Source organism: Xenorhabdus szentirmaii DSM 16338, assembly GCF_002632585.1.
Lineage (GTDB): Bacteria > Pseudomonadota > Gammaproteobacteria > Enterobacterales > Enterobacteriaceae > Xenorhabdus > Xenorhabdus szentirmaii.
The window spans coordinates 2,234,371-2,255,745 of the sequence record NZ_NIBV01000001.1; the positions used below are offsets into that span (position 1 = coordinate 2,234,371).

Annotated in this window: 22 protein-coding genes and 4 pseudogenes; 9 read left to right on the forward strand and 17 right to left on the reverse strand. The window is 46.2% G+C overall.

Going from position 1 to position 21,375, the window contains the following annotated elements:
- The first annotated feature begins 3 nt into the window (after nucleotides 1–3).
- The gene (locus Xsze_RS09855; protein WP_038242425.1) at nucleotides 4–276 is read left to right on the forward strand and encodes a contact-dependent growth inhibition system immunity protein; all 273 of its coding nucleotides are present in this window, start codon (nucleotides 4–6) and stop codon (nucleotides 274–276) included.
- A gap of 69 nt (nucleotides 277–345) precedes the next feature.
- Here Xsze_RS09855 and Xsze_RS09860 read toward each other — a convergent pair whose 3' ends face one another.
- Together Xsze_RS09860 and Xsze_RS09865 are read right to left on the reverse strand one after the other, a co-directional pair.
- The gene (locus tag Xsze_RS09860; protein ID WP_038242423.1) at nucleotides 346–588 is read right to left on the reverse strand and encodes a SymE family type I addiction module toxin; all 243 of its coding nucleotides are present in this window, start codon (nucleotides 586–588) and stop codon (nucleotides 346–348) included.
- Between the two features lie 81 nt (nucleotides 589–669).
- On the reverse strand, nucleotides 670–1,002 hold the full coding sequence (locus Xsze_RS09865) for an RstR family transcriptional repressor (RefSeq protein WP_038242431.1): 333 nt from the start codon (nucleotides 1,000–1,002) through the stop codon (nucleotides 670–672).
- A 136-nt stretch (nucleotides 1,003–1,138) separates the two neighbouring features.
- Here Xsze_RS09865 and Xsze_RS09870 point away from each other — a divergent pair.
- Nucleotides 1,139–4,451 (forward strand): annotated as a pseudogene (locus Xsze_RS09870) (CHC2 zinc finger domain-containing protein).
- Entirely contained in the window at nucleotides 4,438–5,574 is a 1,137-nt protein-coding gene (gene xerC / locus Xsze_RS09875; RefSeq protein WP_099138962.1) for a site-specific tyrosine recombinase XerC, read from the forward strand. The pseudogene Xsze_RS09870 and the gene xerC overlap by 14 nt, the downstream one beginning before the upstream one ends.
- 483 nt (nucleotides 5,575–6,057) lie before the next feature.
- On the opposite strand, the gene Xsze_RS22160 is transcribed toward xerC, so the two are convergent.
- Nucleotides 6,058–6,513 (reverse strand): hypothetical protein, encoded by a 456-nt coding sequence (locus Xsze_RS22160; RefSeq protein WP_169924455.1) that lies wholly within the window; start codon nucleotides 6,511–6,513, stop codon nucleotides 6,058–6,060.
- A 5-nt stretch (nucleotides 6,514–6,518) separates the two neighbouring features.
- Between Xsze_RS22160 and Xsze_RS22395 the strand changes: the two genes are divergently transcribed.
- Nucleotides 6,519–7,493 carry a CdiA family toxin C-terminal domain-containing protein gene (locus Xsze_RS22395; RefSeq protein ID WP_176553669.1) on the forward strand — a complete coding sequence of 325 codons (975 nt, stop codon included), beginning with the start codon at nucleotides 6,519–6,521 and terminating at the stop codon, nucleotides 7,491–7,493.
- Nucleotides 7,490–7,870, forward strand: coding sequence for a hypothetical protein (locus tag Xsze_RS09895; protein ID WP_038242179.1), 381 nt, complete (start codon nucleotides 7,490–7,492; stop codon nucleotides 7,868–7,870). Before Xsze_RS22395 ends, Xsze_RS09895 begins: the two co-directional genes overlap by 4 nt.
- A gap of 65 nt (nucleotides 7,871–7,935) precedes the next feature.
- On the opposite strand, the gene Xsze_RS09900 is transcribed toward Xsze_RS09895, so the two are convergent.
- A complete protein-coding gene (locus tag Xsze_RS09900) occupies nucleotides 7,936–8,178 on the reverse strand; it encodes a SymE family type I addiction module toxin (protein ID WP_038242177.1) in 243 nt (80 codons plus the stop codon).
- Nucleotides 8,179–8,277: 99 nt separating this feature from the next.
- On the reverse strand, nucleotides 8,278–8,472 hold the full coding sequence (locus tag Xsze_RS22710) for a hypothetical protein (RefSeq protein ID WP_244431885.1): 195 nt from the start codon (nucleotides 8,470–8,472) through the stop codon (nucleotides 8,278–8,280).
- 364 nt (nucleotides 8,473–8,836) lie between these two features.
- On the opposite strand from Xsze_RS22710, the gene Xsze_RS22715 reads away from it, so the two are divergent.
- Nucleotides 8,837–9,556, forward strand: coding sequence for a hypothetical protein (locus Xsze_RS22715; protein ID WP_038242175.1), 720 nt, complete (start codon nucleotides 8,837–8,839; stop codon nucleotides 9,554–9,556).
- Here Xsze_RS22715 and Xsze_RS09915 read toward each other — a convergent pair.
- From Xsze_RS09915 to tnpA, 4 genes and pseudogenes are all read right to left on the reverse strand, one after another.
- Nucleotides 9,545–10,386, reverse strand: a protein-coding gene (locus tag Xsze_RS09915; protein ID WP_099138963.1) for an IS5 family transposase whose coding sequence is annotated in 2 segments (ribosomal slippage) — nucleotides 9,545–10,044 and nucleotides 10,044–10,386 — 843 coding nt in all. Because the reading frame shifts where the segments join, the coding sequence is not laid out codon by codon here. The two genes, Xsze_RS22715 and Xsze_RS09915, sit on opposite strands and share 12 nt — an antisense overlap.
- Before the next feature lie 500 nt (nucleotides 10,387–10,886).
- A pseudogene (tnpC, locus tag Xsze_RS09925) lies at nucleotides 10,887–12,447 on the reverse strand (IS66 family transposase).
- A gap of 19 nt (nucleotides 12,448–12,466) precedes the next feature.
- Nucleotides 12,467–12,814 (reverse strand): IS66 family insertion sequence element accessory protein TnpB, encoded by a 348-nt coding sequence (tnpB, locus tag Xsze_RS09930; RefSeq protein ID WP_038240815.1) that lies wholly within the window; start codon nucleotides 12,812–12,814, stop codon nucleotides 12,467–12,469.
- Nucleotides 12,814–13,446, reverse strand: coding sequence for an IS66-like element accessory protein TnpA (gene tnpA / locus Xsze_RS09935; RefSeq protein ID WP_038240813.1), 633 nt, complete (start codon nucleotides 13,444–13,446; stop codon nucleotides 12,814–12,816). The genes tnpB and tnpA overlap by 1 nt, the downstream gene beginning before the upstream one ends.
- A gap of 92 nt (nucleotides 13,447–13,538) precedes the next feature.
- On the opposite strand from tnpA, the pseudogene cdiI reads away from it, so the two are divergent.
- Nucleotides 13,539–13,787, forward strand: a pseudogene (gene cdiI, locus Xsze_RS09945) (ribonuclease toxin immunity protein CdiI); the annotation flags it as partial.
- Between the two features lie 277 nt (nucleotides 13,788–14,064).
- Here the strand turns inward: cdiI and Xsze_RS09950 are convergent.
- Together Xsze_RS09950 and Xsze_RS09955 are read right to left on the reverse strand one after the other, a co-directional pair.
- Entirely contained in the window at nucleotides 14,065–14,370 is a 306-nt protein-coding gene (locus Xsze_RS09950; protein WP_084616356.1) for a glycosyltransferase family 9 protein, read from the reverse strand.
- 135 nt (nucleotides 14,371–14,505) lie between these two features.
- The gene (locus Xsze_RS09955) at nucleotides 14,506–15,210 is read right to left on the reverse strand and encodes a glycosyltransferase family 9 protein (protein WP_051462527.1); all 705 of its coding nucleotides are present in this window, start codon (nucleotides 15,208–15,210) and stop codon (nucleotides 14,506–14,508) included.
- Nucleotides 15,211–15,469: 259 nt separating this feature from the next.
- On the opposite strand from Xsze_RS09955, the pseudogene Xsze_RS09960 reads away from it, so the two are divergent.
- Nucleotides 15,470–16,559: pseudogene (locus Xsze_RS09960) on the forward strand (IS3 family transposase).
- A gap of 172 nt (nucleotides 16,560–16,731) precedes the next feature.
- Here the strand turns inward: Xsze_RS09960 and Xsze_RS09965 are convergent.
- Genes Xsze_RS09965 through Xsze_RS09990 form a run of 6 tightly spaced genes read right to left on the reverse strand, consistent with a single transcriptional unit; the run spans nucleotide 16,732 to nucleotide 20,620 of the window.
- Complete coding sequence (locus Xsze_RS09965; RefSeq protein WP_038240809.1) at nucleotides 16,732–17,535, reverse strand: AraC family transcriptional regulator; 804 nt, start codon at nucleotides 17,533–17,535, stop codon at nucleotides 16,732–16,734.
- A 16-nt stretch (nucleotides 17,536–17,551) separates the two neighbouring features.
- Complete coding sequence (locus Xsze_RS09970; protein WP_038240807.1) at nucleotides 17,552–18,157, reverse strand: LysE family translocator; 606 nt, start codon at nucleotides 18,155–18,157, stop codon at nucleotides 17,552–17,554.
- A gap of 13 nt (nucleotides 18,158–18,170) precedes the next feature.
- Entirely contained in the window at nucleotides 18,171–18,809 is a 639-nt protein-coding gene (locus tag Xsze_RS09975; protein ID WP_038240806.1) for a molybdopterin-dependent oxidoreductase, read from the reverse strand.
- 19 nt (nucleotides 18,810–18,828) lie between these two features.
- Nucleotides 18,829–19,584 carry a formylglycine-generating enzyme family protein gene (locus tag Xsze_RS09980; RefSeq protein ID WP_038240805.1) on the reverse strand — a complete coding sequence of 252 codons (756 nt, stop codon included), beginning with the start codon at nucleotides 19,582–19,584 and terminating at the stop codon, nucleotides 18,829–18,831.
- On the reverse strand, nucleotides 19,581–19,985 hold the full coding sequence (locus tag Xsze_RS09985; protein ID WP_038240803.1) for a DUF2000 domain-containing protein: 405 nt from the start codon (nucleotides 19,983–19,985) through the stop codon (nucleotides 19,581–19,583). Before Xsze_RS09985 ends, Xsze_RS09980 begins: the two co-directional genes overlap by 4 nt.
- Nucleotides 19,985–20,620 (reverse strand): hypothetical protein, encoded by a 636-nt coding sequence (locus Xsze_RS09990; RefSeq protein ID WP_038240801.1) that lies wholly within the window; start codon nucleotides 20,618–20,620, stop codon nucleotides 19,985–19,987. The genes Xsze_RS09985 and Xsze_RS09990 overlap by 1 nt, the downstream gene beginning before the upstream one ends.
- Nucleotides 20,621–20,962: 342 nt before the next feature.
- On the opposite strand from Xsze_RS09990, the gene Xsze_RS09995 reads away from it, so the two are divergent.
- The gene (locus Xsze_RS09995; protein WP_084616354.1) at nucleotides 20,963–21,166 is read left to right on the forward strand and encodes a rhodanese-like domain-containing protein; all 204 of its coding nucleotides are present in this window, start codon (nucleotides 20,963–20,965) and stop codon (nucleotides 21,164–21,166) included.
- The last annotated feature ends 209 nt before the right edge of the window (nucleotides 21,167–21,375 follow it).

Here is a 21,375-nt window from a genome sequence, read left to right on the forward strand (position 1 = left end):
GGAATGAAAATAGAAAATGTTCGTTATTTATTAGGTTGTTACTTCCATCAAGATTGGGACTGTGAGGCATCAACAGACGAGGGGATAATGAGGCTTTTTGTGGAAAAAGAACAGCCAGAAAAAGTTATGCTTTTAAAAAAGGAATTTGAAGAGATATTGAATAGTGGTGAAGAATTAACAGAGGATTTTCTTTATGAAAATAATGGATATTATTCTCCATCAGCGGATGGATTAACTGTCTTACAATGGTTTAAAAAATTGAATGAAGCTTTATAGTTAATCCGCTAAAAGTCTCCAGAGTTAGGAAGAGTCCAGCCCAAAATCTGGACTCTTCCTTTTTAGTTGCTAGCTGTTCTCGACAAGCCGGATAATCAACAGCCCGTGCTCAATGCAGACCTGCACCGCTTGCCCGGCGGCAAACCCGGCTTCTTCCAGCCAGTTCCCCTTCAAATGCAAACTGGGGTGCTGGCTGTAATGGCGGGTCATGCCGGTGTGTCTGTCGGCGTGACGGGTACTGACATAGCCGACTTTATAACGGCGCTGGGTTGTCGAACGGGTTGAATTTACATTACAATCGCGTGCAGCCATGGTTAACTACCTCACTTAGTTGGTTATGGTCAGCGGGGCTGAAGTGCTGGTAACACTTCAACTCCGCGTTCGTTATCTCTGTTATCCTATCAGTCGTTTTGCCTGATGTTTTAAAATCAGCGCATCGAGCACCGAATAAACTGAGCGCTGCTCTTCTTCATCCATCTGTTTAACCGCTTCAAATTTGAGTTTTAGCTCGTCTTGCGGTTCACGTTCTCCCTCTTCAAATATCAGCCAGTCTGCCGACACATTAAACGTCAGCGCAATCCGCTTGAGGATCTCTAAAGAAGGTTGGGCCTCGCCGGACTCGTAACGGCGGACTTGGGTCAAGTGTATGCCAACCCGATCAGCCATCTGAGGCTGTGTCAGACCATGCAGTTTACGGAGTTGCAGAAAGCGGGAAGAAAAACTCATCCAAAAAGTTCCTTTATCTATCTCGATAATATCCATTATCTCCCCCTGTTCTAAATAGACTTGACTAAATAACCTTTATGGAGCATATAATAATATCCATAAAGAGCATTGACAAGGTTTTAAAAGGAACTTTTTTATGACCCAAAAACCTGATACCGATTTAGCCCAGTTAAAACAGTCCGTCTCGTTGCTGGCATTGGCACGTCAGCAAGGCCGCCCGCTGAAAAAGCGCGGGGCGGATTATGTGCTGTGCTGTCCGTTCCATAAGGAGAAAACGCCATCGATGGTGATCACTCCGGTCAAGAATCTGTATCACTGCTTTGGTTGTGGTGCGGCGGGGTCGGTGCTGGACTGGGTGATGCAAACGGAAGGGGTGAACCTGAAAATGGGCATCAAACGGTTGCGGGCGCTGGCCGGGTTGCCGGAAATGGAAAATACGGTGAACCGCTCTTCTTTAGCCGCCAAAGCGGGGTCACCGACGACACCTCAGCCACGGTCAAAACTCGCGGATCTGGATGATGACGGACAGGCGCTGTTGCGTCAGGTGGTCGATTTTTATCACCAGAACCTGCTGGCGTCACCGGAAGCCGCCGAATGGCTAGCTAAGCGCGGGCTGAACCATCCTGAACTGGTGAGCCATTTTAAGCTGGGATACGCGGGCAATCACGGGATCGGCGGCTCAGCGGGGTTATTGCCGTCGAAATCGAGCAAGGAAGGCCAGCAACTGCGCGACAAACTGGCCGGGCTGGGTGTACTGCGGGCGAGCACGCGGCAAGATCATTTTAGGGGCTGTGTTGTGGTGCCGGTGCTGGGCTGGGCGGAATCGACGAAGGTGGCAAGCCGGGGTCGGGTGCTGCAACTCTATGGCCGCCGTACCCAGCCGGATTACAAGATGCTGAAAGACCGCCCGAAACACCTGTACCTGCCGTCGCCACTGGCTGGCGTCTGGAATGAATCGGCGATGCAGGCGTCTGCTGAAATTATCCTGTGCGAAGCGCTGATCGATGCCATGACGTTCTGGTGTGCGGGCTTCCGCCATGTGATTGCTGCCTATGGTGTGAATGGCTTTGGCCGTGAACACCTTGAAGCCTTGCAATATCATGGTGTTAAACGGGTGCTGATTGCCTTTGACCGTGATGAAGCCGGGGATCGCGGTGCAGAGAATGTGGCGGCGGATTTACTGGAAGCGGGCATTGAAGCGTGGCGGGTGCAGTTCCCGCCGGGCCTGGATGCGAACGAGTATGCGCTAAAAAGCGGCAACGCCGAACATGCGCTGGGGCTGGCGTTACAACAGGCGGTCTGGCTGGGGCAGGGCACCGCGCCGGGTGCGGTGTTCAGTCATGAGCTACCGGCATCACCGACTGTGACGGAAAAGCCACATTCTGCCAACGAGGGCAAAATGTCTTCTTTAGCTGCCCAACCAGAATTACCGGCAGTACGGGTGCCCTGTGAACGCACGGCGGCCGGTGAACTGCTGATGAAAAGCGGCCCTCGAGTCTGGCGGGTGCGGGGGATGAAGCCATCGCCGGTGCCCGATGTCATGAAAGTGAATGTGCAGGTGCGCGATGAAACCAGCGGGTTGTTCCATGTGGATACGCTGGACATGTACCATGCCCGGCACCGGCAGAACTATATCAGCACAGCCGCCGCTGAGCTGGAATGCGAACTGTCGGTCATCAAACGGGAAGCCGGGCGGGTGTTGCTGATGCTGGAGCAGCAACAAGATGCGCAACACCAGGCCGATGCTGAATCCCAAGGCACCACGGCGGTGACCGTGAGCGCCGATGACGAAGCCGACGCGCTGGCGTTGCTGAAATCTCCGGACTTGGCAGCGCGTATCGTGTCGGACATGGCGGCCTGTGGTGTCGTCGGCGAATCCACTAATCTGCTGACCGGGTATCTGGCGGCGGTCTCGCGCAAGCTGGATAAACCGCTGGCCGTACTGATACAGAGCAGTTCGGCGGCAGGGAAATCCTCCTTAATGGATGCAGTACTGAACTTGATGCCGGATGAAGAGCGTATCCAGTACTCGGCGATGACCGGACAAAGCCTGTATTACCTCGGCGAAACCAGCCTGCAACACAAGATACTGGCTATCGCCGAAGAAGAGGGGGTGAGGCAGGCGGCCTATGCGCTGAAGCTGTTGCAATCGGACGGTGAACTGAAAATCGCGTCAACGGGCAAGAACGAACAAAGCGGCGAACTGGTGACGCGGGAATACAAGGTACAAGGCCCGGTGATGCTGATGTTGACCACGACCGCCATCGATGTGGATGAAGAGTTGCTGAACCGCTGTCTGGTGCTCACCGTCAATGAATCGCGCGAACAAACGCAGGCCATCCATGCCATGCAGCGGCACCGCCAGACACTAGAAGGCTAGCGAGAAAGGGTATCTGACGCAGTTGCACCAAAACGCCCAGCGGTTGTTACGTCCGCTCAAGGTGGTCAATCCCTATGCGCATCAACTGACGTTCCTGTCAGACAAAACGCGGATGCGGCGCGACCACATGAAATACCTGACGCTGATACAGGCCATTGCCTTGCTGCACCAGTACCAGCGGGAAGTCAAGAAAGCGAACCATCGCGGGCAGGTCATCGAATACATTGAAGTCACCCAAGACGATATCGTACTGGCTAACCAACTGGCTCATGAAGTGCTGGGGCGCACGCTGGATGAAATGCCGCCACAGACCCGCAAGTTGCTGCTGTTGATACAGGACATGGTGAAAGAACAAGCCCAGCGTCAGCATTGCCAGCCAAATGAAATCCGCTTTACCCGGCGGGATATCCGCGCCTTCACGCACTGGAGCGACAGCCAGTTAAAGAATCATTGTCAGCGTCTTATCGAAATGGAATACCTGCTGTTGCACGGCGGCAGCCGGGGGCACCTGTTGCGCTACGAACTGCTGTGGGATGGGCAAAATAACAGTGCCGCCCATCTGTGCGGCTTGTTGGACGTGGGAGAACCGGAAAAGGAAACGGCAGGCAATGAGCGCAAGTCTGACCTGAAAGAGAACAAGTCTACGCCAAGTCTGGGTCAAGTCTGGCCGAAGTCTGGGGAAGAAAAAACTGCACCCGGCCAGACTGGGCAAGGGCAGAATAACGTTCAGGTCTGGGCAAATGAAAATACAGTGATAAAAGGCAAAAAGAAAAAGGTGCCGTTGTCACTCCCCGAAGGGGAACACACGGCACAACCGGATATCACCGGCGATGATGGCAAGTCTGGGGTAAAGGCCAGCCAGTCTACGTCAAGTCTGGGGCAAGTTCGGGTTAAGTCTGGGCAACAAAAAGCCCGTTCAGCACAGACAGGACAAGGGCAAAATGACGCTCAAATCTGGGTAGATGAAAACGCAGTAATTAACAATAAAAATAAAAAAGTCTCATTGCCTTCGCCTGTCATGACCAACGCATCAGACACAGAACCGGAGGCTGGTCATGGCAAACCGTAAACCGCGTACAGGCAGCTTCCTGAGCGTTGCTGAGGTGTACCGTAAGCCGGTCGGTCCGGCACATGACCCGAAAAGCCTGTATGCGTTGCTGTTGCGCTTTGTGGCGTGGCGGCGGGAGCGGAACTGGTCGGAAACCACGCTGAAAGTGCAGACCCACCATACCTACCACTTTATCCTGTGGGCGAGCGAACGGGGCTTGTACTATGCCGCCGATATCACCCGGCCGATACTGGAGCGTTACCAGCGTCACCTGTTCCTGTACCGCAAGAAGAACGGCGAGCCGTTAAGTACCCGAACCCAGCGCACCCAACTCCAGCCGTTGCAGGTGTGGTTCAAATGGCTGACGAAACAGAACCTGATACTGGCGAATCCTGCGGCCGACCTTGAACTGCCCCGGCTGGAGAAGCACCTGCCGCGCTATATCCTGACTATCGACGAAACCGAGCAGATACTGGCCCAGCCTGACCTCGAGACCTTGCAGGGGGTACGCGACCGGGCCTTGATGGAACTGCTGTGGTCAACGGGGATGCGGCGGGGGGAAGTGACGCGACTCGATGTGTACAGCATCGATGGTATGAGAAAAACGGTGACGGTTCGGCAGGGCAAAGGCAACCGTGACCGGGTGCTGCCCATCGGGGAACGGGCGCTGGGCTGGTTGCTGTATTACCAGAACGAAATCCGGCCGCAACTGCTGGTCAATCCTGACGTGAAGGCGCTGTTCGTGGCGATGGACGGGCAGGATGGCTTGCAAGCCAACGGCATCAGCAATATGGTGACGGCTTACATCAAAGCCGTGGGTATCGAGAAAAAAGGGGCGTGCCACCTGTTCCGGCACGCGATGGCCACACAGATGCTGGAAAACGGGGCTGACCTGCGCTGGATACAGGCGATGCTGGGGCATGCGAGCGTCGAATCGACGCAAATCTATACGCAGGTGTCGATACGGGCATTACAGGCGGTGCATGCCAGTACCCATCCGGCGGAACGACAGACCGACGCGCCGTCGGAAGAAGAGGAGGTTGGCTTACTGGCCGACTTATATGACGACGACATCGACGATAAAGTTAATCCTGACATGCCGCCGGACAACCCGGCATCGACCGGACACTCTGGCGTTCGCTGACTCTCCGCAAGTCCCCGTTGAGTTGGGCAGGGTTCAGCACGGGGGCAGACCGTGACCGGACTGCCCGTCAGCCTCGGTGCGGCGGGGGTAAATAGGCAATGGCCGGCCTAAACGCCAGTGTCCCCGTTGAGTCTGGCGTGGCCGCCCAAAGCCTATTCAACATAATGTGAGGGAATTATGCGAAATTCGCCGTCCGGCTCGGCAATCCACCTAAACGCCGTGCCGCGGCTCACATCGCATAATACACATTATGTCTTGCGCCCCCGCTGTTCGGCCTCGCGGGGTGTGGCGCACAAGGCTGACGCCTTCTGCTGTCAGCACTTGAGCCGGTCCTCAGCAATCCGTGTTCTGCTTTAGCGGCCTTGCGGCGTCCAGCCAACCTCCCTGAAGGCAGGTCGGCCTGCGGCCTCCGGTTTTACCTCCCCCGCCCCGACCCCGCTGCGACTTGCTGCGCGCGGCTCGCAGTCGCAGGCTCCTTGCTCGTTACCGTGCTCGCCATCGCCGCCCCGTGCAGCCCCCTGAGGGGGCTTCCCTGCCACAAAACCGGCTGCCATGCAAAACCGTGCTTAACCTGAAACTTCGGTGCTCCCGAGCGTCGCAGGGGCGCCGCTGGCAGGCTCTATGCCGCCCGCACCCGCAGAACGTGCGCCCGCCGTCCGGTAAACCGGCCGCCGTTCGCCCGTTGCCGAAAAGGGCGCGACACTGAAACTCGAGTATCAGGCAAAACCGGCGTTCAGGAGCCAAAAGTGCGTCAGGGGTTTTTGGGTTCAGCGATGAACGTGCATCAGCAAAATCCCCTTGTAACCGGCTGAGTGCGCAGGGAAAAATGAAGTTAGGCGGTGAAGTTCGCACTGGAGTGAGTTGTTGTCGAGAATAACTTTTTGACTCCGGAAACCGCACCGAAAGGGCTGATGGAATATGGCCGGGCACAAAGTTCACTCGCCATGCAAATGATCAAGGATGGAGCAACCCCGGATGAACTGTCGGAAGCGTTGGCGAAACAGGTTCGGGGCACACACCCGGAAGGGCAAGATCCCGTCAAAGGTCTGCTGATTGCCTGGGGCAACTTCTTTGGTGTACCACTGGATGTGGTGATGTCCAATGAACAGATAACGCCCGAGAAGGCGGCGGAAATTGTGAGCAGCGGCATCCCGACCAGTGAAGCAAAAGTCATCCAGTATGTGGCGGCAAAGGCCTTTTTGGCACTGACTAAACATTCGGGAGCAAGCAATAAAACCGAAAATCCACTGCCGCAATGGAGTACCGGTGAAGGGAAGTACAGCCCGAAAAATCAGGGTACGGTGACGAGTGTTGAACATTCGACGGGTAAATTTGACGGGAAGTCATTGCCTAATGTCGATAAAGGAGCCAACTCATCTACAGGCCAGCAGGTTAATGCTGGAAATAACGGGGTGAAAACACCACAAAATCAAACTGGGGAAACGACTAATCACTTAATTCCAGAAAGTTTTGTTGCCGATGTAACTAAACATAATACCCAATTAGGTATTGTTAATCGTAAGATGGGGACAATTTCTGGAGCTCACAAGCAGGATGTGTTCTTAGAGTCTGTTGAAATGACGGGGGGAAAAATTAACCACAAAATTACCGATAAACGTTATCCTGGGTTAATTGAGTACAAATATCAAATCCCTGCAATAAATGGAAGAGGCCAACAAATAGGCTTTAAAAAGGAAACGGTTAAGACAACTTATGATCCTAGGGTGTTACCCGATACCAAGATGGCTGATATGTCCAATAAGGCAGCCAAGCAAGCAGAAAATTATTTTAGGGATAATCCTAATCATAGGCAATATTCCGCAAAAGTTGATGGATATTGGTTTCAAGTAACCAGAGATGCTAAGACAGGGCAAGTTAATAATGCATTTATTACTATGCCTGCGAGGACTTCTAAATGAGTGATCAACACATAAATTGGTTAAAAAACATTGAACATTACCTCATTCAAAATGAGGGTAGGGATTTATATGAAGTTCTTTATGAATCTTTATATAACAACAAAATTTCCTTTATAAATTTTTTGCTCAATGCCAGCAAAGGGTATGGTTTTTCTCCATCTGAAGGGTTTGGTTACTCTTTGGATCAGGATTGGAATATTCCTGAGGATTTTGATTACGTTACCTTTTTCTTGGGGGAATTTGAAAGTTCAGAAATTACGCCAAATCAATTTGTGATGCTGATGCAGTATATATCTGATGCTTATATCAATGCTTTTCCTGACAGTAAAGAAGCGGCAGAAAGGCATATGAAAACACTGACAGAGCGTTACGCTTAGTACTGTATCCTGTTGAGAATGTAAAAAGATCCCAGCCCAAGCGCTGGGATCCTTTCTTTTAGCTGTCAGTCCTTTTCAACGAGCTGAATAATCAGCTGCCCTTGTTCAATACTCACTTTTACAGCTTGCCCAGTGGCAAATCCGGCTTCTTCCAGCCAGTTACCCTTCAAATGCAAACTGGGGGACTGGCTGTAATGGCGGGTCATGCCGGTATGTCGGTCAGCATGACGGGTACTGATATAGCCGATTTTATAGCGGCGCTGGGCTTTCGAACTGTTTGAATTTACATTACAATCGCGGTTAGCCATGATGAACTACCTCACATAGTTGGTTATGGTGAGCGGTTGTAGCAGGTTGCCGCCTGCTGCCTCTGCGTTAAAAAATCCTTTCCTTTAGTTCCCTGTCTTTTATTGTTGTGCCTGCGCAATCACTGCATCCAGCATCTCCGATACCAGCTTCTGCTTGGCGCAGGGTAACTGACTGATAATCTGTATCTGTTGCACCAGCCGCTTGCGGGGTGTCGCGTCGATCTCTTCACCGAACAGTTCTTCGAGTGAGACAGACAGTAATTTTGCCATCTCAGGCAGGACGGAGATCTGCACCCGTCTTCTGCCCGCTTCCTATGACTGCATGGCTTACTGAGACACATTCAGTGCCTGAGCCAGTTGGGCTTGAGTGAGTTCGGCGTGTTGAAAAGAGAACAACACTGAAAGGCGCACAACGGGCAAAACGGGTGTTCAGGGACCAAAAGTGTGTCAGGGCGTTTTGGGTTCAGTCGCGAGAATACATTAGCAAAATCGTCCTGTAACCGGCTGATTTAACAGGGGAAAATACTGTTCGTCGGTGAGTCTTACACTGGAGTGAGTTGTTGTCGAGAATAATTTCCTGAGTGTGAATGAACTGGACAATTTTGCACACAAAGCTCGCACCTGTGAAGGAGATAGCTGTCAAACAGTGATTAAGGATATGGTTGATACCAATATCCGCAATCAACAAGAAATGATGGACTTCTGTGGGACTAATCCGGAACAGTGTGCCCAAAAATACGGCTATCTGGTTGAGCAATGGGATGTATTTGAGCGTACCATCAAAAATATGGATAGGGATGACACTTTACCCAATGAGTTCAAGAATTACCTGTCGGCAGTGAATACGTTAGGTCAGGCGGCTACAGGCAAGGTAGGTGAACTTGGCTGGACAAAACGCTTTGAAGCAATGGGTATGAATCCTGAAGTTGCTCAGGCAATGGCGATGACGTTGCCTGCTGTGATAGAGGGAACTAAAGGGCCGAAATTGTCACCTACGGCATCGTCAAAAGCCTCGGTTGATAACAAAGGTGGCAACTGGAGTGCAGGCAAGGGGCAATACAGTCCGAAGGATCAAGGTACGGTAACAACTGTTGAGCATCCAACGGGTAAGTTCGATGGAAAGTCGTTGCCTAATGCTAGCAAAGGTGGTCAATCTGACGTAGCCGGAAGGACAAATTACCCAGAGGGAATAAACTTTAATCCCGACCAAAAAGTCCACCTAGCTAAAATTGATGGCTATACACAAAAACGAGGAATTAAAGGAGAGCATAATATTAATGAGTTTTATTCTGCTGGGAAGGAAAAGCAAATAAAAATTTTGGGTGAAAAACCATCAGAAACAAAAGGCATTACTAGGCTATGTCCCTTAATTATTTAATCGTCTGTAAAAAAGCCGAATGCAGCCTAATTTCACCATGGATAAATAGTTTCGGGCTGTTTTTTCGTAACGGGTGGCAATACGCCGATTATTTTTAAGAAAACTGAAGCCGCGTTCAACAACATTGCGGTTACGATACGCCTGTTTATCAAATTGCGTGCGGCCATCTGAACGGCCTTTTTCGTTGATTTTATAAGGAATGATGCTTTTAATTCTCCGTTTACGAAGATAATGGCGGAGTTTTCTATCCAAATAACCTTTATCTGCCAGTACCGCCTTGCCACGCCGTTTCATGAAACCATTTTTACGTTGTATACCTATGCCATCAAGTAAAGGAATAGCGGATTGGCTTTCGTGAGCCTGCCCAGCCGTCAACATGATGTTGAGAGGGAACCCGTTTCCGTCTGTGGCCAAGTGGATTTTGGTGCCATAACCACCGCGTGAGCGACCCAGCGCATGATCGCCAGCAATATCGGGATGTTTTTTTGGGCTCCAGCGGCATCTTGACTGGCGCGAATATTACTGCCATCCAGACAAATCGCATCCCAGTCAATTAAGCCTTTTTCATCAAGGATGGATAATAATCGGTTAAATATCATGCTGATAATGCCCGATTTTGACCAGCGATTAAATCGGTTATAAACCGTTTTCCAGGGGCCATAACGTTCAGGCAAATCGCGCCATGGCGCCCCTGAACAAAGAACCCAAAACATTCCGTTCATCACTCGACGGTGTTCAACGTGGGGACGTCCTGCCCGCTTTGAATGGCGGGGTGGCAAATACGGTTCTATCAATATCCATGCTTCATCGGGAATGTCATAACGTGCCATCATCTTTTTCCAGTCATGCACTTAATGAGATGATAATACTCTCAATTTATATTAAGGGACACTGCCTAATATAGAGTATTTAATCCCAACTAAAGATCGTGCAGGTAATATTACTGGTTATAAGGGCGATAGTAAGAACGGGCCATTTAAGAAAATAGTATACGATCCTAAGATACATACCGATCAGAAAATGTTGGACTTGGGTCAACAAGCTGCTGCAAGTGGGTATAAGGAAGCAATATCAAAAGGAATGCAATCGTACGATGCTACGGCGGGAGGAATTCAATTTAGAGTTTATCTTGATCCAGCTACTGGGCGAGTAAATAACTTCCATCCAAAATAGGGGGGATAACTGTGAATAAAGAACTATTTGGACAGCCGTATTATCATTCAGACCCTCACTGGGTAGTGAAAAGTTATTTTGACCGTATGTACAACGATGGTGATTTTTTGAGAACCATAGAATTATTGTAAGCGGCTCATTTGAACCGTATTGACGATTAGATGTTGGTAAGGTTGAGTTTCCAGGGAAGCAGCTCATGTACCTTGTTTGATGGCCAATCGGCTATATGGCTGATGACGTACCGCAACCACACTTCCGGTTCTACACCATTAAGCCGGCAGGTGCCGATTAATGAGTACAGGATGGCCGCTCGCTCACCTCCGCTGTCAGAGCCCGCGAACAGCCAGTTTTTTCGCCCAACAGCGACGCAACGCAGGGCGTTTTCCGCGATATTATTGTCGATCTCCACCCAGCCGTTACGGCAGTACTCGTTCAGACTGTCCCATAACTTCAGCATGTAGGCGAACGCCTTCGCTGTCTCTGAGTGCCGCGACAACGTGCTGTATCCAGTCGAACAACAACTGCATCAGCGGAGCGCTGCGCGCTTTTCTTAATGCCAGCCGTTCTTCTGCCGGGCTGCCTCGGATTTCTGCTTCTATGGCATATAACTCACCTATCCGCTTCAGGGCTTCCGTCGTTATTGCTGTTGGCGAACGAACGTGAACGTCATGGATTTTACGTCGGGCATGCGCCATGCAGGCGGCCTCAGTGATATTCCCTGTTTCATACAACGACCGGTACCCGCCGTAAGCATCTGCCTGGAGAACGCCGCTGTAGCCTGCCAGGTGCTGTTGCGGGTGAATGCCTTTGCGATCTGTTGAGTATGCGAACCACACGGCCGGCGGCATTACCGAGCCTGCATTTCTGTCATCGCGGACGTACACCCACAGGCGTCCGGTCCGGGTTTTACCGTTGCCTGGCGCCTGAACGGGTACGGGGATATCATCGCCATGGACTTTGCCCGGCATCAGAACATACTGGCGTAACACATCGTTCAGGGGTTCAAGAAGTTCACTCACTGCCCCGGACCAGCGACCCAGTGTGGCACGGCTTAACGCCACGCCCTGCCGGTTATATATCTCCGACTGACGGTACAGCGGCATATGCTCTGCGAACTTTGCGGTCACGATCCGTGCCAGCAGTCCAGGACTGGCATAACTGCGTTCAATGGGTTTGGACGGCATGGGAGACTGGACTATACCGTCACACCGACCGCAGGCCAGCTTGGGGCGTTGTGTTTCGATAACTTTAAAGGCGCTGCTGATGATCTCGAGTTGTTCTGAGATATCGCAACCCAGCGTATGCAGTTCCCCGCCACATTCAGGGCAGTTTTTTTCTGCCGGCAGGAGCAACTGTATTTCGCGGGGCAGGGTGGCGGGTAACGGTTTTCGTGACGAGGACTGCCGCAGCACAGGAGGCAGTGCCGGGTCGGGTTGTTTACCCAGGATGTCGACCATTTCTTCCTGAAGGTGACTGATGTGCGCCTGCACTTCGCGTATCTGTCGTTCAGCCTTCTGCCGTATTTTTTCTGAACTCTGGCCGAACTGCATACGTTGCAGTTTTACTACCCGGGCTTTCAGTCGGGTAATTTCGCTGGCATAAGAGGCCACCCGCTGAGACAGCAGGCGATTATTTTCTGTCAGTATCTTGTTAGCCGCCATCTGCTCACGCAGCAGCCCTTTCAGCTGGGCGATATCATCAGGGAATGGGGTCTCCATTCCCTCACTTTACAGCAAGTTATATCCGTAGACCAGATCGTTCCATCCGCTGCGGATGTTTCCAGTTTATGCCTTCAAGCAGCATGGACAGTTGGGCGGGAGTCAGATGAACTTTACCCTCACGGGTCACCGGCCAGACGAAGCGCCCACGCTCAAGCCGTTTGGTAAACAGGCACAACCCATCGGCATCAGCCCACAGTACCTTAAGCATATCCCCCCGACGACCGCGGAAGATGAAGACCTGCCCAGAGAACGGATTATCTTTCAGTGCGTTCTGTACCTTTGAGGCCAGGCCGTTGAACCCGTTGCGCATATCAGTGATCCCGGCCACGATCCAGATACGCGTGCCTGCTGGCAATATGTTCATTATCCCCCCACCTTCATTTCATTGATCAGCATACGCAGCAGTTCGGGTGTCAGTTCACCCCGGATGCGCAGTATGCCGGCGGGAAGCGCCAGTTCACAGCAAGGCTCCCTGGCGGCGGGTTGCTGCATCGCGGAGACCGGCTGTTTAACAGGCACATTGATTTCAGACAGTGTAACGGGCAGGAGCAATGAACGGTCCTCCCGAGGGCACAGAAGTCCGCGTTTATAAAGGTTACGCCAGTTAAACAACAGGTTGTCGTTGATGCCGTGTTCACGCGCCAGTTGTGCGACATTGGCGCCAGGTTGCAGTGATTTTTCGGCCAGAGAGATTTTAAACGCGAGTGGAAAATTCGGGCGGCGTGACCGCTTGCGTACAACGGGCTCATCCGCTAAAACAGGCGCAGGGATATCAAGCCTGACGGCATGGGGACGCGCGGGGTAAAGTTGCGATTCGAGCTTATCGGCGGTCATGTTATCAGGCAGTGGCCAGCTCATTCCCAGCTTTTTGAAGCGAACAAAGAGAGCGCAGATGGTGCTTTTGGGGATCCCAAGCCGACGGCCAACATCGAGTCTGGATAGGTGTTCATCAAAATGTAAGCGCAAAGCGTCGAGGAGCAATGTCCGATATTTCATACAATAATGTCCACTAAAAATGATGGACACTATTTTCCCCGAACCGGAGGAATACCGATAGACGGTCTAAATGAGCCGCTTACGAATTATTAACGAAGAGAGGGGCTTTAAATACTGATGGCGCATATTGCCATTTTCTTGATATGGACAGTTATTACGAAGAAGATCATTTTGAAGGTGTTTTGTTCGCTTATGGTTGTACAGAATATGATGAAGCAGAGGTAATTGTAAGTGAGGAAACTTGCTACGATTATGTGCGTCTAGCTTGTGAAAAATATCTTTATCGTCATCCTGAGGATAAAGATAAAATTAACGCGTTGCTTGCCAAAATGCCTTGTTAACAAAAAGATCCCAGCCCAAGAGCTGGGATCTTCCTTTTAGCTGTCAGTTGTTCCCAATGGGCTAGATCATCAACTACCCATACTCAATGCAGACTTGGACTGGCTGGCCTGCCATAAATCTTGTCGTTTCCAGCCAATTAATGTGCTGATTCATCAGCTACTCGAAGCATATGTGAGCCAATTGTCTGGCACACTATTTGATTACTGTGTATGCATCTCGAATTGCGATATATGCCAAATGCTGAGCGTTGAACGTAACCTGAGTTCTGTTATTGGCCTAGCCATAACATTTTTTCAATAAAAAATTGACGGCATCACGTATTTTTATCACATCAATGTCATTGACTATTTTTCCTTCTTTTAAAAGGATATTTTCAACATTAAGGGGGGGCCAACGTAAATATTTTTCAGGCCTATTTTCAAACAAAGATACCACCGGTATTTGTAATGCTGAACTTAGATGCACCGGCGCACTATCAGCGGAAACAATCATGTTCATGCAGCTAGTAGCCGCGATCATATCTTGAATGCTTGTGGTCTTAAGAAAATGCACTGGAAGGTCAGAAAAATACTGTTTTTTTATTTCTTCACTTTGGTCATAGAAACTTAACTACCACCTACTGAAGTAGGTGGGTTAGCGCACTTCGGTGCCGACGACTGAAAGTCGTCGAACCACGCACCTCGTAAACGCGCATAGGTCAAAAAATTAAAGTCAAAGTCACCGTCTAAAGACGGTGGTTTTTACCAATGATATTGAAATAAAAAATTCTGCCTTACGTCCTATTAACCTGACTAAATCAGCCCATTTACTGATATCCAACTGTCTGTCTTTTGATTTATTAGAGATAAACAGCCCTATTTTCGGTTTATTTTCCGAACTTATTTTCCTCATCCATTCGTCACGTAACAACGGATCAGGATAGACATAGGATTTTAATGTATTCATCTCAGGTGCTTCAATTTCAGGAATTAAATCAAACCCTGATAAGACCTCATGTTTTATTGGCCTATTGATGACATGCTCAACGTTCCTGTCATCAAATTCGCTTTCCTTTGTGTGCCAACGGCAATCGGGGATATTCAGCTGACGAATAAACTGAATGCTATTTTTATTTAACCCACCATTTGGAATGATTCCTATGTCAAAGCGTATTCTTCGCAACTTGAAAACCAATGCAATCCTATTTATCAATGCGTTGAATATCCCGGGATGTACATTTCGTTCATGATTTTTGCTGTAAACATAAGTATGAACAAATGAAACATCAGGGTTTCTCTCCAGCACTGGTGCATTGTATTTATTGGCTAAAACATGAATCTCAGAATTTGGATATTTTTTCTTTATGGCATGAATCAGAGGTGTTGTACATATCATATCACCAAGAAAATCTATTCTAATTATTAAGATACGTTGTTTTCTCATAGACATTTTAAAAAGTTATTTTTCCCATAGAGTATAATTAGGACCCATTTTTTAACTTAAATTCATGGGACATTAAGTTCATAACGGTTTTGTACTAGCTAAAACCCATAGTGTTAGTTCCCTTCTTTATTTTTGCTTGCTTGCATTATATGGATTGGTTAATTTTTTCATAGCCTTAACTTTCAATAAGGTATAGATGATCACTATTTTAGTGACAACTATAATTAGATTTTCCGGCCTAATATTTGCAGAGGTCAACATGAAAAAAGCACGATTTACTGAAACTCAGATTGTGAATATTTTAAAGCTCGCCGATTCGGGTATGAAAGTGGAAGATGTCTGCCGCCAAAATGGAATCAGTCATGCCACTTACTACAATTGGAAGCCCAAGTATGGTGGCATGGAATCCAATGATGTTAAAAGATTAAAAGAACTTGAGGAAGAAAATGCCAAGCTCAAAAAGCTATTTGCGGAAGTCAGCCTTGAAAATCATGCCATGAAGGAGCTTTTCGCAAAAAAGGGCTGGTAGTGACCGAGAAAAAATCCTGCGCACAATCGCGGGTTTGTCGGTCATAAAAGCGTGTCAATTAACGTCCCTGACTCGTGCAACCTTCTATCGTAGGGGGATGGATTGGCGTAAAAAAGATAACGTCGTCATTGATGCTATTTTAGCTAAATCACCTCAGGCAGGCTTCTGGAAGTGCTATTATCGGCTCAGGTTTCAAGGCTATCCCTTTAACCATAAACGCGTTTATCGTGTTTACAAGCGCTTAGGTTTAAACCTTAAACGCAGGTTCAAAAAAGCCCTGACTCAACGTGAAAAAAGGCCATTAATAGTAACAAGCAAACCTAATATTCACTGGGCGTTGGATTTTATGCATGACGCATTATATTGGGGTAATCGATTCAGAACATTAAATATTATTGATGAGGGAACACGAGAATGTCTTGCCATTGAAATGGACACTTCACTGCCGACAGAAAGAGTCATCCGAGTACTTGAACATTTAAAAACAGAACGAGGCTTACCTCAACAAATCAGAGTTGATAATGGTCCTGAATTAATATCCACAAATCTATTAAATTATTGTGATAGTAACAATATTGAGTTATGTCATATTCAGCCCGGCAAGCCACAACAAAACAGTTTTATTGAGCGTTTTAATGGTTCATTTCGCCGAGAGTTTTTGAATACTGACTTATTTGAATCACTTAGTCAGGTCAGAGAAATGGCGTGGTTTTGGCAGCAGGATTACAATCAAAATTGACCTCATGAAAGTTTAAATCATCTCCAACCGGAGATATATCGAAAACAGTTAGAAAATTCTAGTCAGATGTGTCTCAATTAATGGGGGGGACAATATTTAATCGACTTAGGTGGCTGGTAGTTGGACAGGAAGTGACATTCATTGATATTATTACCTGACTTCTTTCGTAGTAATATGGATATAAATAAGAAAAATTGCCTGAACAGGCACAAGGAAATATAAGAATAACCTAATATCTGATATTTTTAGAATATTACTGATATTTTTTGTACTCTGCAGGAGTTGCTGCAACCAACTTTTTAAAGTTCCGATGAAAGTGGCTTTGATCATTAAAACCTAATTCAGTTGCTACAGATGCTATCTTCATTCCTTGTTTCAAAAGTACTTTTGCTTCATTGATACGCATTGCGATTTGCATGGCATGTGGAGTAATACCATATGCCTTTCGAAATGCATGGATAACATGGTATTCACTCAATTGAGAGTGAATAGCAATATCCTTTATTGATATATTACTTCGAAAATTTTCACAAATGTATTCATAAGCCTTGGATATATTATTCTTTAGTGCAGTTTTCTCTATAGGTGTGACGTTTGATAGTGAAAATAGATTAGAAAAAAAAGAGATACTCTCTTCTTCCATTTTCATTTTATCCTGATCAAAAATTATTATATTAGCTAATTTTTGGAACTGAAAATAAAGTGCCGGAGTATTGATATGATTAATTGAGAACGGATTAAAATTTGTTGTTCTTCCATCGGTGACCATTGATTGCACATCACCTAGCCATTTAGGGCACACATATAACATTTTGTAGCTCCAGTTTGTATTTGGTGCTGGATTGCATGAATGAACTTCTAGAGGGTTAATAATGACAAGTGATCCCTTTTGTATTCTGTATTCAATATTACTATTGAAGTAATCACTATGACCATTATCTACGGCACCAATAGAAAACTCTTCGTGAGTGTGTTTTCCATAACAGGCTTTCGAGTTTTTAGAAGAGCGCAGTTCAATGGGTACTACACTTGAACGGTAGAATTGTTGCTTGGTCATTTATGTACACACCATTTTAACTCGACATAAAAAAAGTATATATTACCGTAATTGCTAACAATAGCCCCATCGCAAGATTGAAGAGTTTATAATGTATAGGTGTATCCAAAATTGTTCTGATCGTTATTCCTAAAACGGCCCATACTGAAATTGATGCATAACAAACAACAAAAAAAATCACACAAAAAAGTAGTAGTGTAGCAATCTCTGCATCGTGATTACTAAAGAATACAGATATACCTGCTAAAGACACAATCCATGCTTTCGGGTTAAGCCATTGGCACAACATTCCTTGTATGAACGATGGAGCACTGGTTTCTAGTTTACTATCATCAACGTTCGTTGGTTTTTGCATGGCAACTTTATATGCCAAATATAACAAGAAACAACCTCCTATATAGGTAAGCACTTCGGTTAGATATGGCACCTCATTGATAAGTTGAGCCAATCCAAAACCCAGTAAAAATAGAATGGATACAAAACCAATTGTAGCTCCGGTTATATGTGGGATAGTTCGAATATACCCGCAATTGGCCCCAGTCACTGTCGCTATTATGTTTACAGGACCTGGAGATATAGAAGTTACAAGAGCAAAAACTGCCATCGCAAATAATTGTGTCATAAGTTTATACCTCCTAGAAATCAGTTACTTCCCCGGTTCCATTAATAAAACGATGTTCTTGCAAATCAACAATGCGGTATCGTTTTGCCTTGATTTTTCCCTCTTTACTATAACCCGCTTTTTTTTCCCAAAATCCTAGTTCGAACTCATCGGTAAAGTACAATTCAGACAAGCATTTAACCCCTTTGTATCGGTATAGAGAAAAATCGATTAAACGGATAGGGTAACCTTCTTCCAAAGTTAGGTGCTCCCCGTCCACTGCCCAAACAATCATTGCTCTATTTTCCAATGCATTATTAAGGGATATCGTAGAATCGTATATTTCTTTATTGGTGCCTAAACTTACCTGCCTCAAATTTCGTGAGCGATACTTGGTGACATTTATCCCTAGATATCCCAATAAATCTTCTAGTAAAACCCCTGTCCAGTTTCTTCTGATACTCCAGTTGCAAACACATACAACTCGGCGGCTTTCTGTTATTGGTTTTATGTTTTTAAGATCGTCGAATGCTATAAGAATTGGCTCTGCTTCATGAGATAAAAATACCTTGAGTGCCCATTCATTCATATTAATAGAATCGTGTGATTCTGGTGGTCCTTCTTGGTAGTACCGTAAAGAAGAAGGTTTCTTGTCAATATATGGAGTTCTCATATTTTCCTTTCTTATGTCTCTATGATAAAGATTTGACACAGCGTAAACCTACGATGTTGTCCCGTACTGTTGGTGGGTAGTTATCTCTGCATGTACAGCGCATATAATCTTCATCATGTAGTCCTGAACCTCCTCGAACTATATGATCGTCAGAAGGAATACTAAGATAAACGGGATCAATATGAGTTTTATCCCAACTATAATCGTGATAGTAATTGTCTAGACACCACTCAGCTAAATTACCAGCCATATCAATGCAACCGAATGGGGAGCGATTTTGTGGATGTGCGTCCCAGTCCGTTGATTTTCGGTTTAGCTCAACTGGTTCACAGTCCGGGGCATAGTTTGCAATTGCAAGAGATGGTTCGCTATTTCCCCACGGATAGAGTCGATTGTCGTTTCCCTTCGCGGCAAACTCCCATTGCGCTTCAGTTGGTAATTCCTTACCTACAAATGTTGCATACGCGACAGCTTCATACCAACTAATACCTGTTACAGGTTGCTTTGGTTGGTTCCAATTAGAATCATGCCAGTATAAAGGTTCTGAAATACCGTTATCTTGAATAAACTTGAAGCCTTCTTCTGACCAATATATTTTACTTCTATAGCCTCCCTGCTCTATGAATATTGCGAACTCAGCGTTAGTGACAGGGTGGACATCAATGAAGAAATCACTAAGGGTAATTGCAGTTACAGGCTGTTCATCAGGGCTTAATTCTGAACCGCGTAAATAAGGAGTGCCTGTTACTAAAATCATATCAATTAGATTGTTCATCGTATTAATTTCATATTTCCAGTTTGTTTAATAATGATTTTTTTGTCGCCGTACACTGCTATGCCTAAATATTCGATACTGTCTTCACTGGCAGCTTCTAACATATTTGAGTAGTCTTCATAACTCTTAGTACTTTTTGCCAAGTTAGAGAAGTCAATTAACGTAACGTGTGATTGTAATTGAGCTCGAATTTCTTTTATTTCTCTTGCCGTCCCCGCAAGGATTGGGATAGGTATACGGGTTATGCCCAAATGCTCCCCTCCATCACGGTTTTTGATATTATTACCGACGAGCTCAGGGTGAGCTTTGCCAAGACTAAGAGTTAGTACTGCAACTGTGTTGGCAATGACGCCAAGAGGAAGATCTTTATCAATCACTAGCACACACTTTTTGTCATTCATTATGCAACTTCTCTTTTATAAATTTGATTGTTAGAAAATACTACCCATGTCATTTCAATATATAGTGGCTTAGAGATTGCTATAAGCCCATAATGCTTAAGCGCATCAATATTTGCTAAGCAACAATCAACATCGCCGTTTGTAGTTAATCTCGCTCCACTGCTTGTAGAGTTTGTAATTTCTATTTCTAAATGAGCGTCAGATATTCCAAGGATCTTGTTTTCAGCTGATTCAATTAGGCCTCTTAAACGAGATAAAGGTGCATGATGCGTAGCTATTTTTATGATTTGTTGCTCAGCTATCTTTTTCTTTAATGCCAAGAGAGTTTTACAACCAAGGTAATAAGCGGGAGGTGAGTAGAAAAATGAGCCAAGTAGAAGGGTATTTTCGTTCATATAAAAGTTATCCACTCGTTGATATGCATTGGCAACTAGAAAAATGCATGACTCATTTTTTTTTACATATTCAAAAGCAAGTTCAAAAGTATCAAAAAGGTGTATGTCTAAGGGTTTTTCGATTAAGTTGGATAGATATTTCGCTGCAGATTGGCTGCTTGTCCCTTCTGGCCCAAGAGTAGCAATTGAAACGACTTTTGTTGGGTGTCTTATCCAAAAATTATCACTGTTAAATAGCATTCCATTATTCCTTTTATGAAATTTTAATTAACAATACCCCCGCTTGGATGTTAAATATTGTACAAAATTGTTATTTTAAAAATTACACTCAACTAAAGTGAAAGTCCTATTTTTATATGCCTTGAGACAATGGATTGATATTATCATTATATGAATATTTAAAGGAAATATTGTTATAATTACAATGTGTGAATTTAATGGCATTAATCTTTTCAATTTAAATATTATCATGGTTGTTATAATGCAGCGATTAAACTTAATTTTGTTTATACCGTCATTAAACCATCGTTTTTTGAATAGAACACATCAAGGAATGGCTTCTTAAAATTAAGGCAGTAAGAAATGACGTTCCTAAAACTGCCAACAGAAAGCCTTTTAACGTCAAAGAAAATCAATTCAGAGCATGTTCTGTATTTTACTTGTGGTTCGGGGGTTACAGCATGTATTGCTTTATTAGTAGCCACTCAATATGGGTATGAAAGAATTTGTCTCTATGATGGCTCTTGGGTTGAATGGGGAGCTATTGATCATCTTCCTATTGAATAAAGAGAAAATAGGGGAGCATAGCTTCGAAAATGATCCAGTGTATTCACTATGGTATATACTTAAGTATGTTTTAAATTCTTTAGAGAAAAAACATGATTGAATACATACTAAAGCATGGTAATGATATGGTAAAAGTCTTGGGAACTATCGGGACTTTTATTGGTGTTATTCTATCTGTATTTAAGCGGCTTTATACAGATGTCAGTATT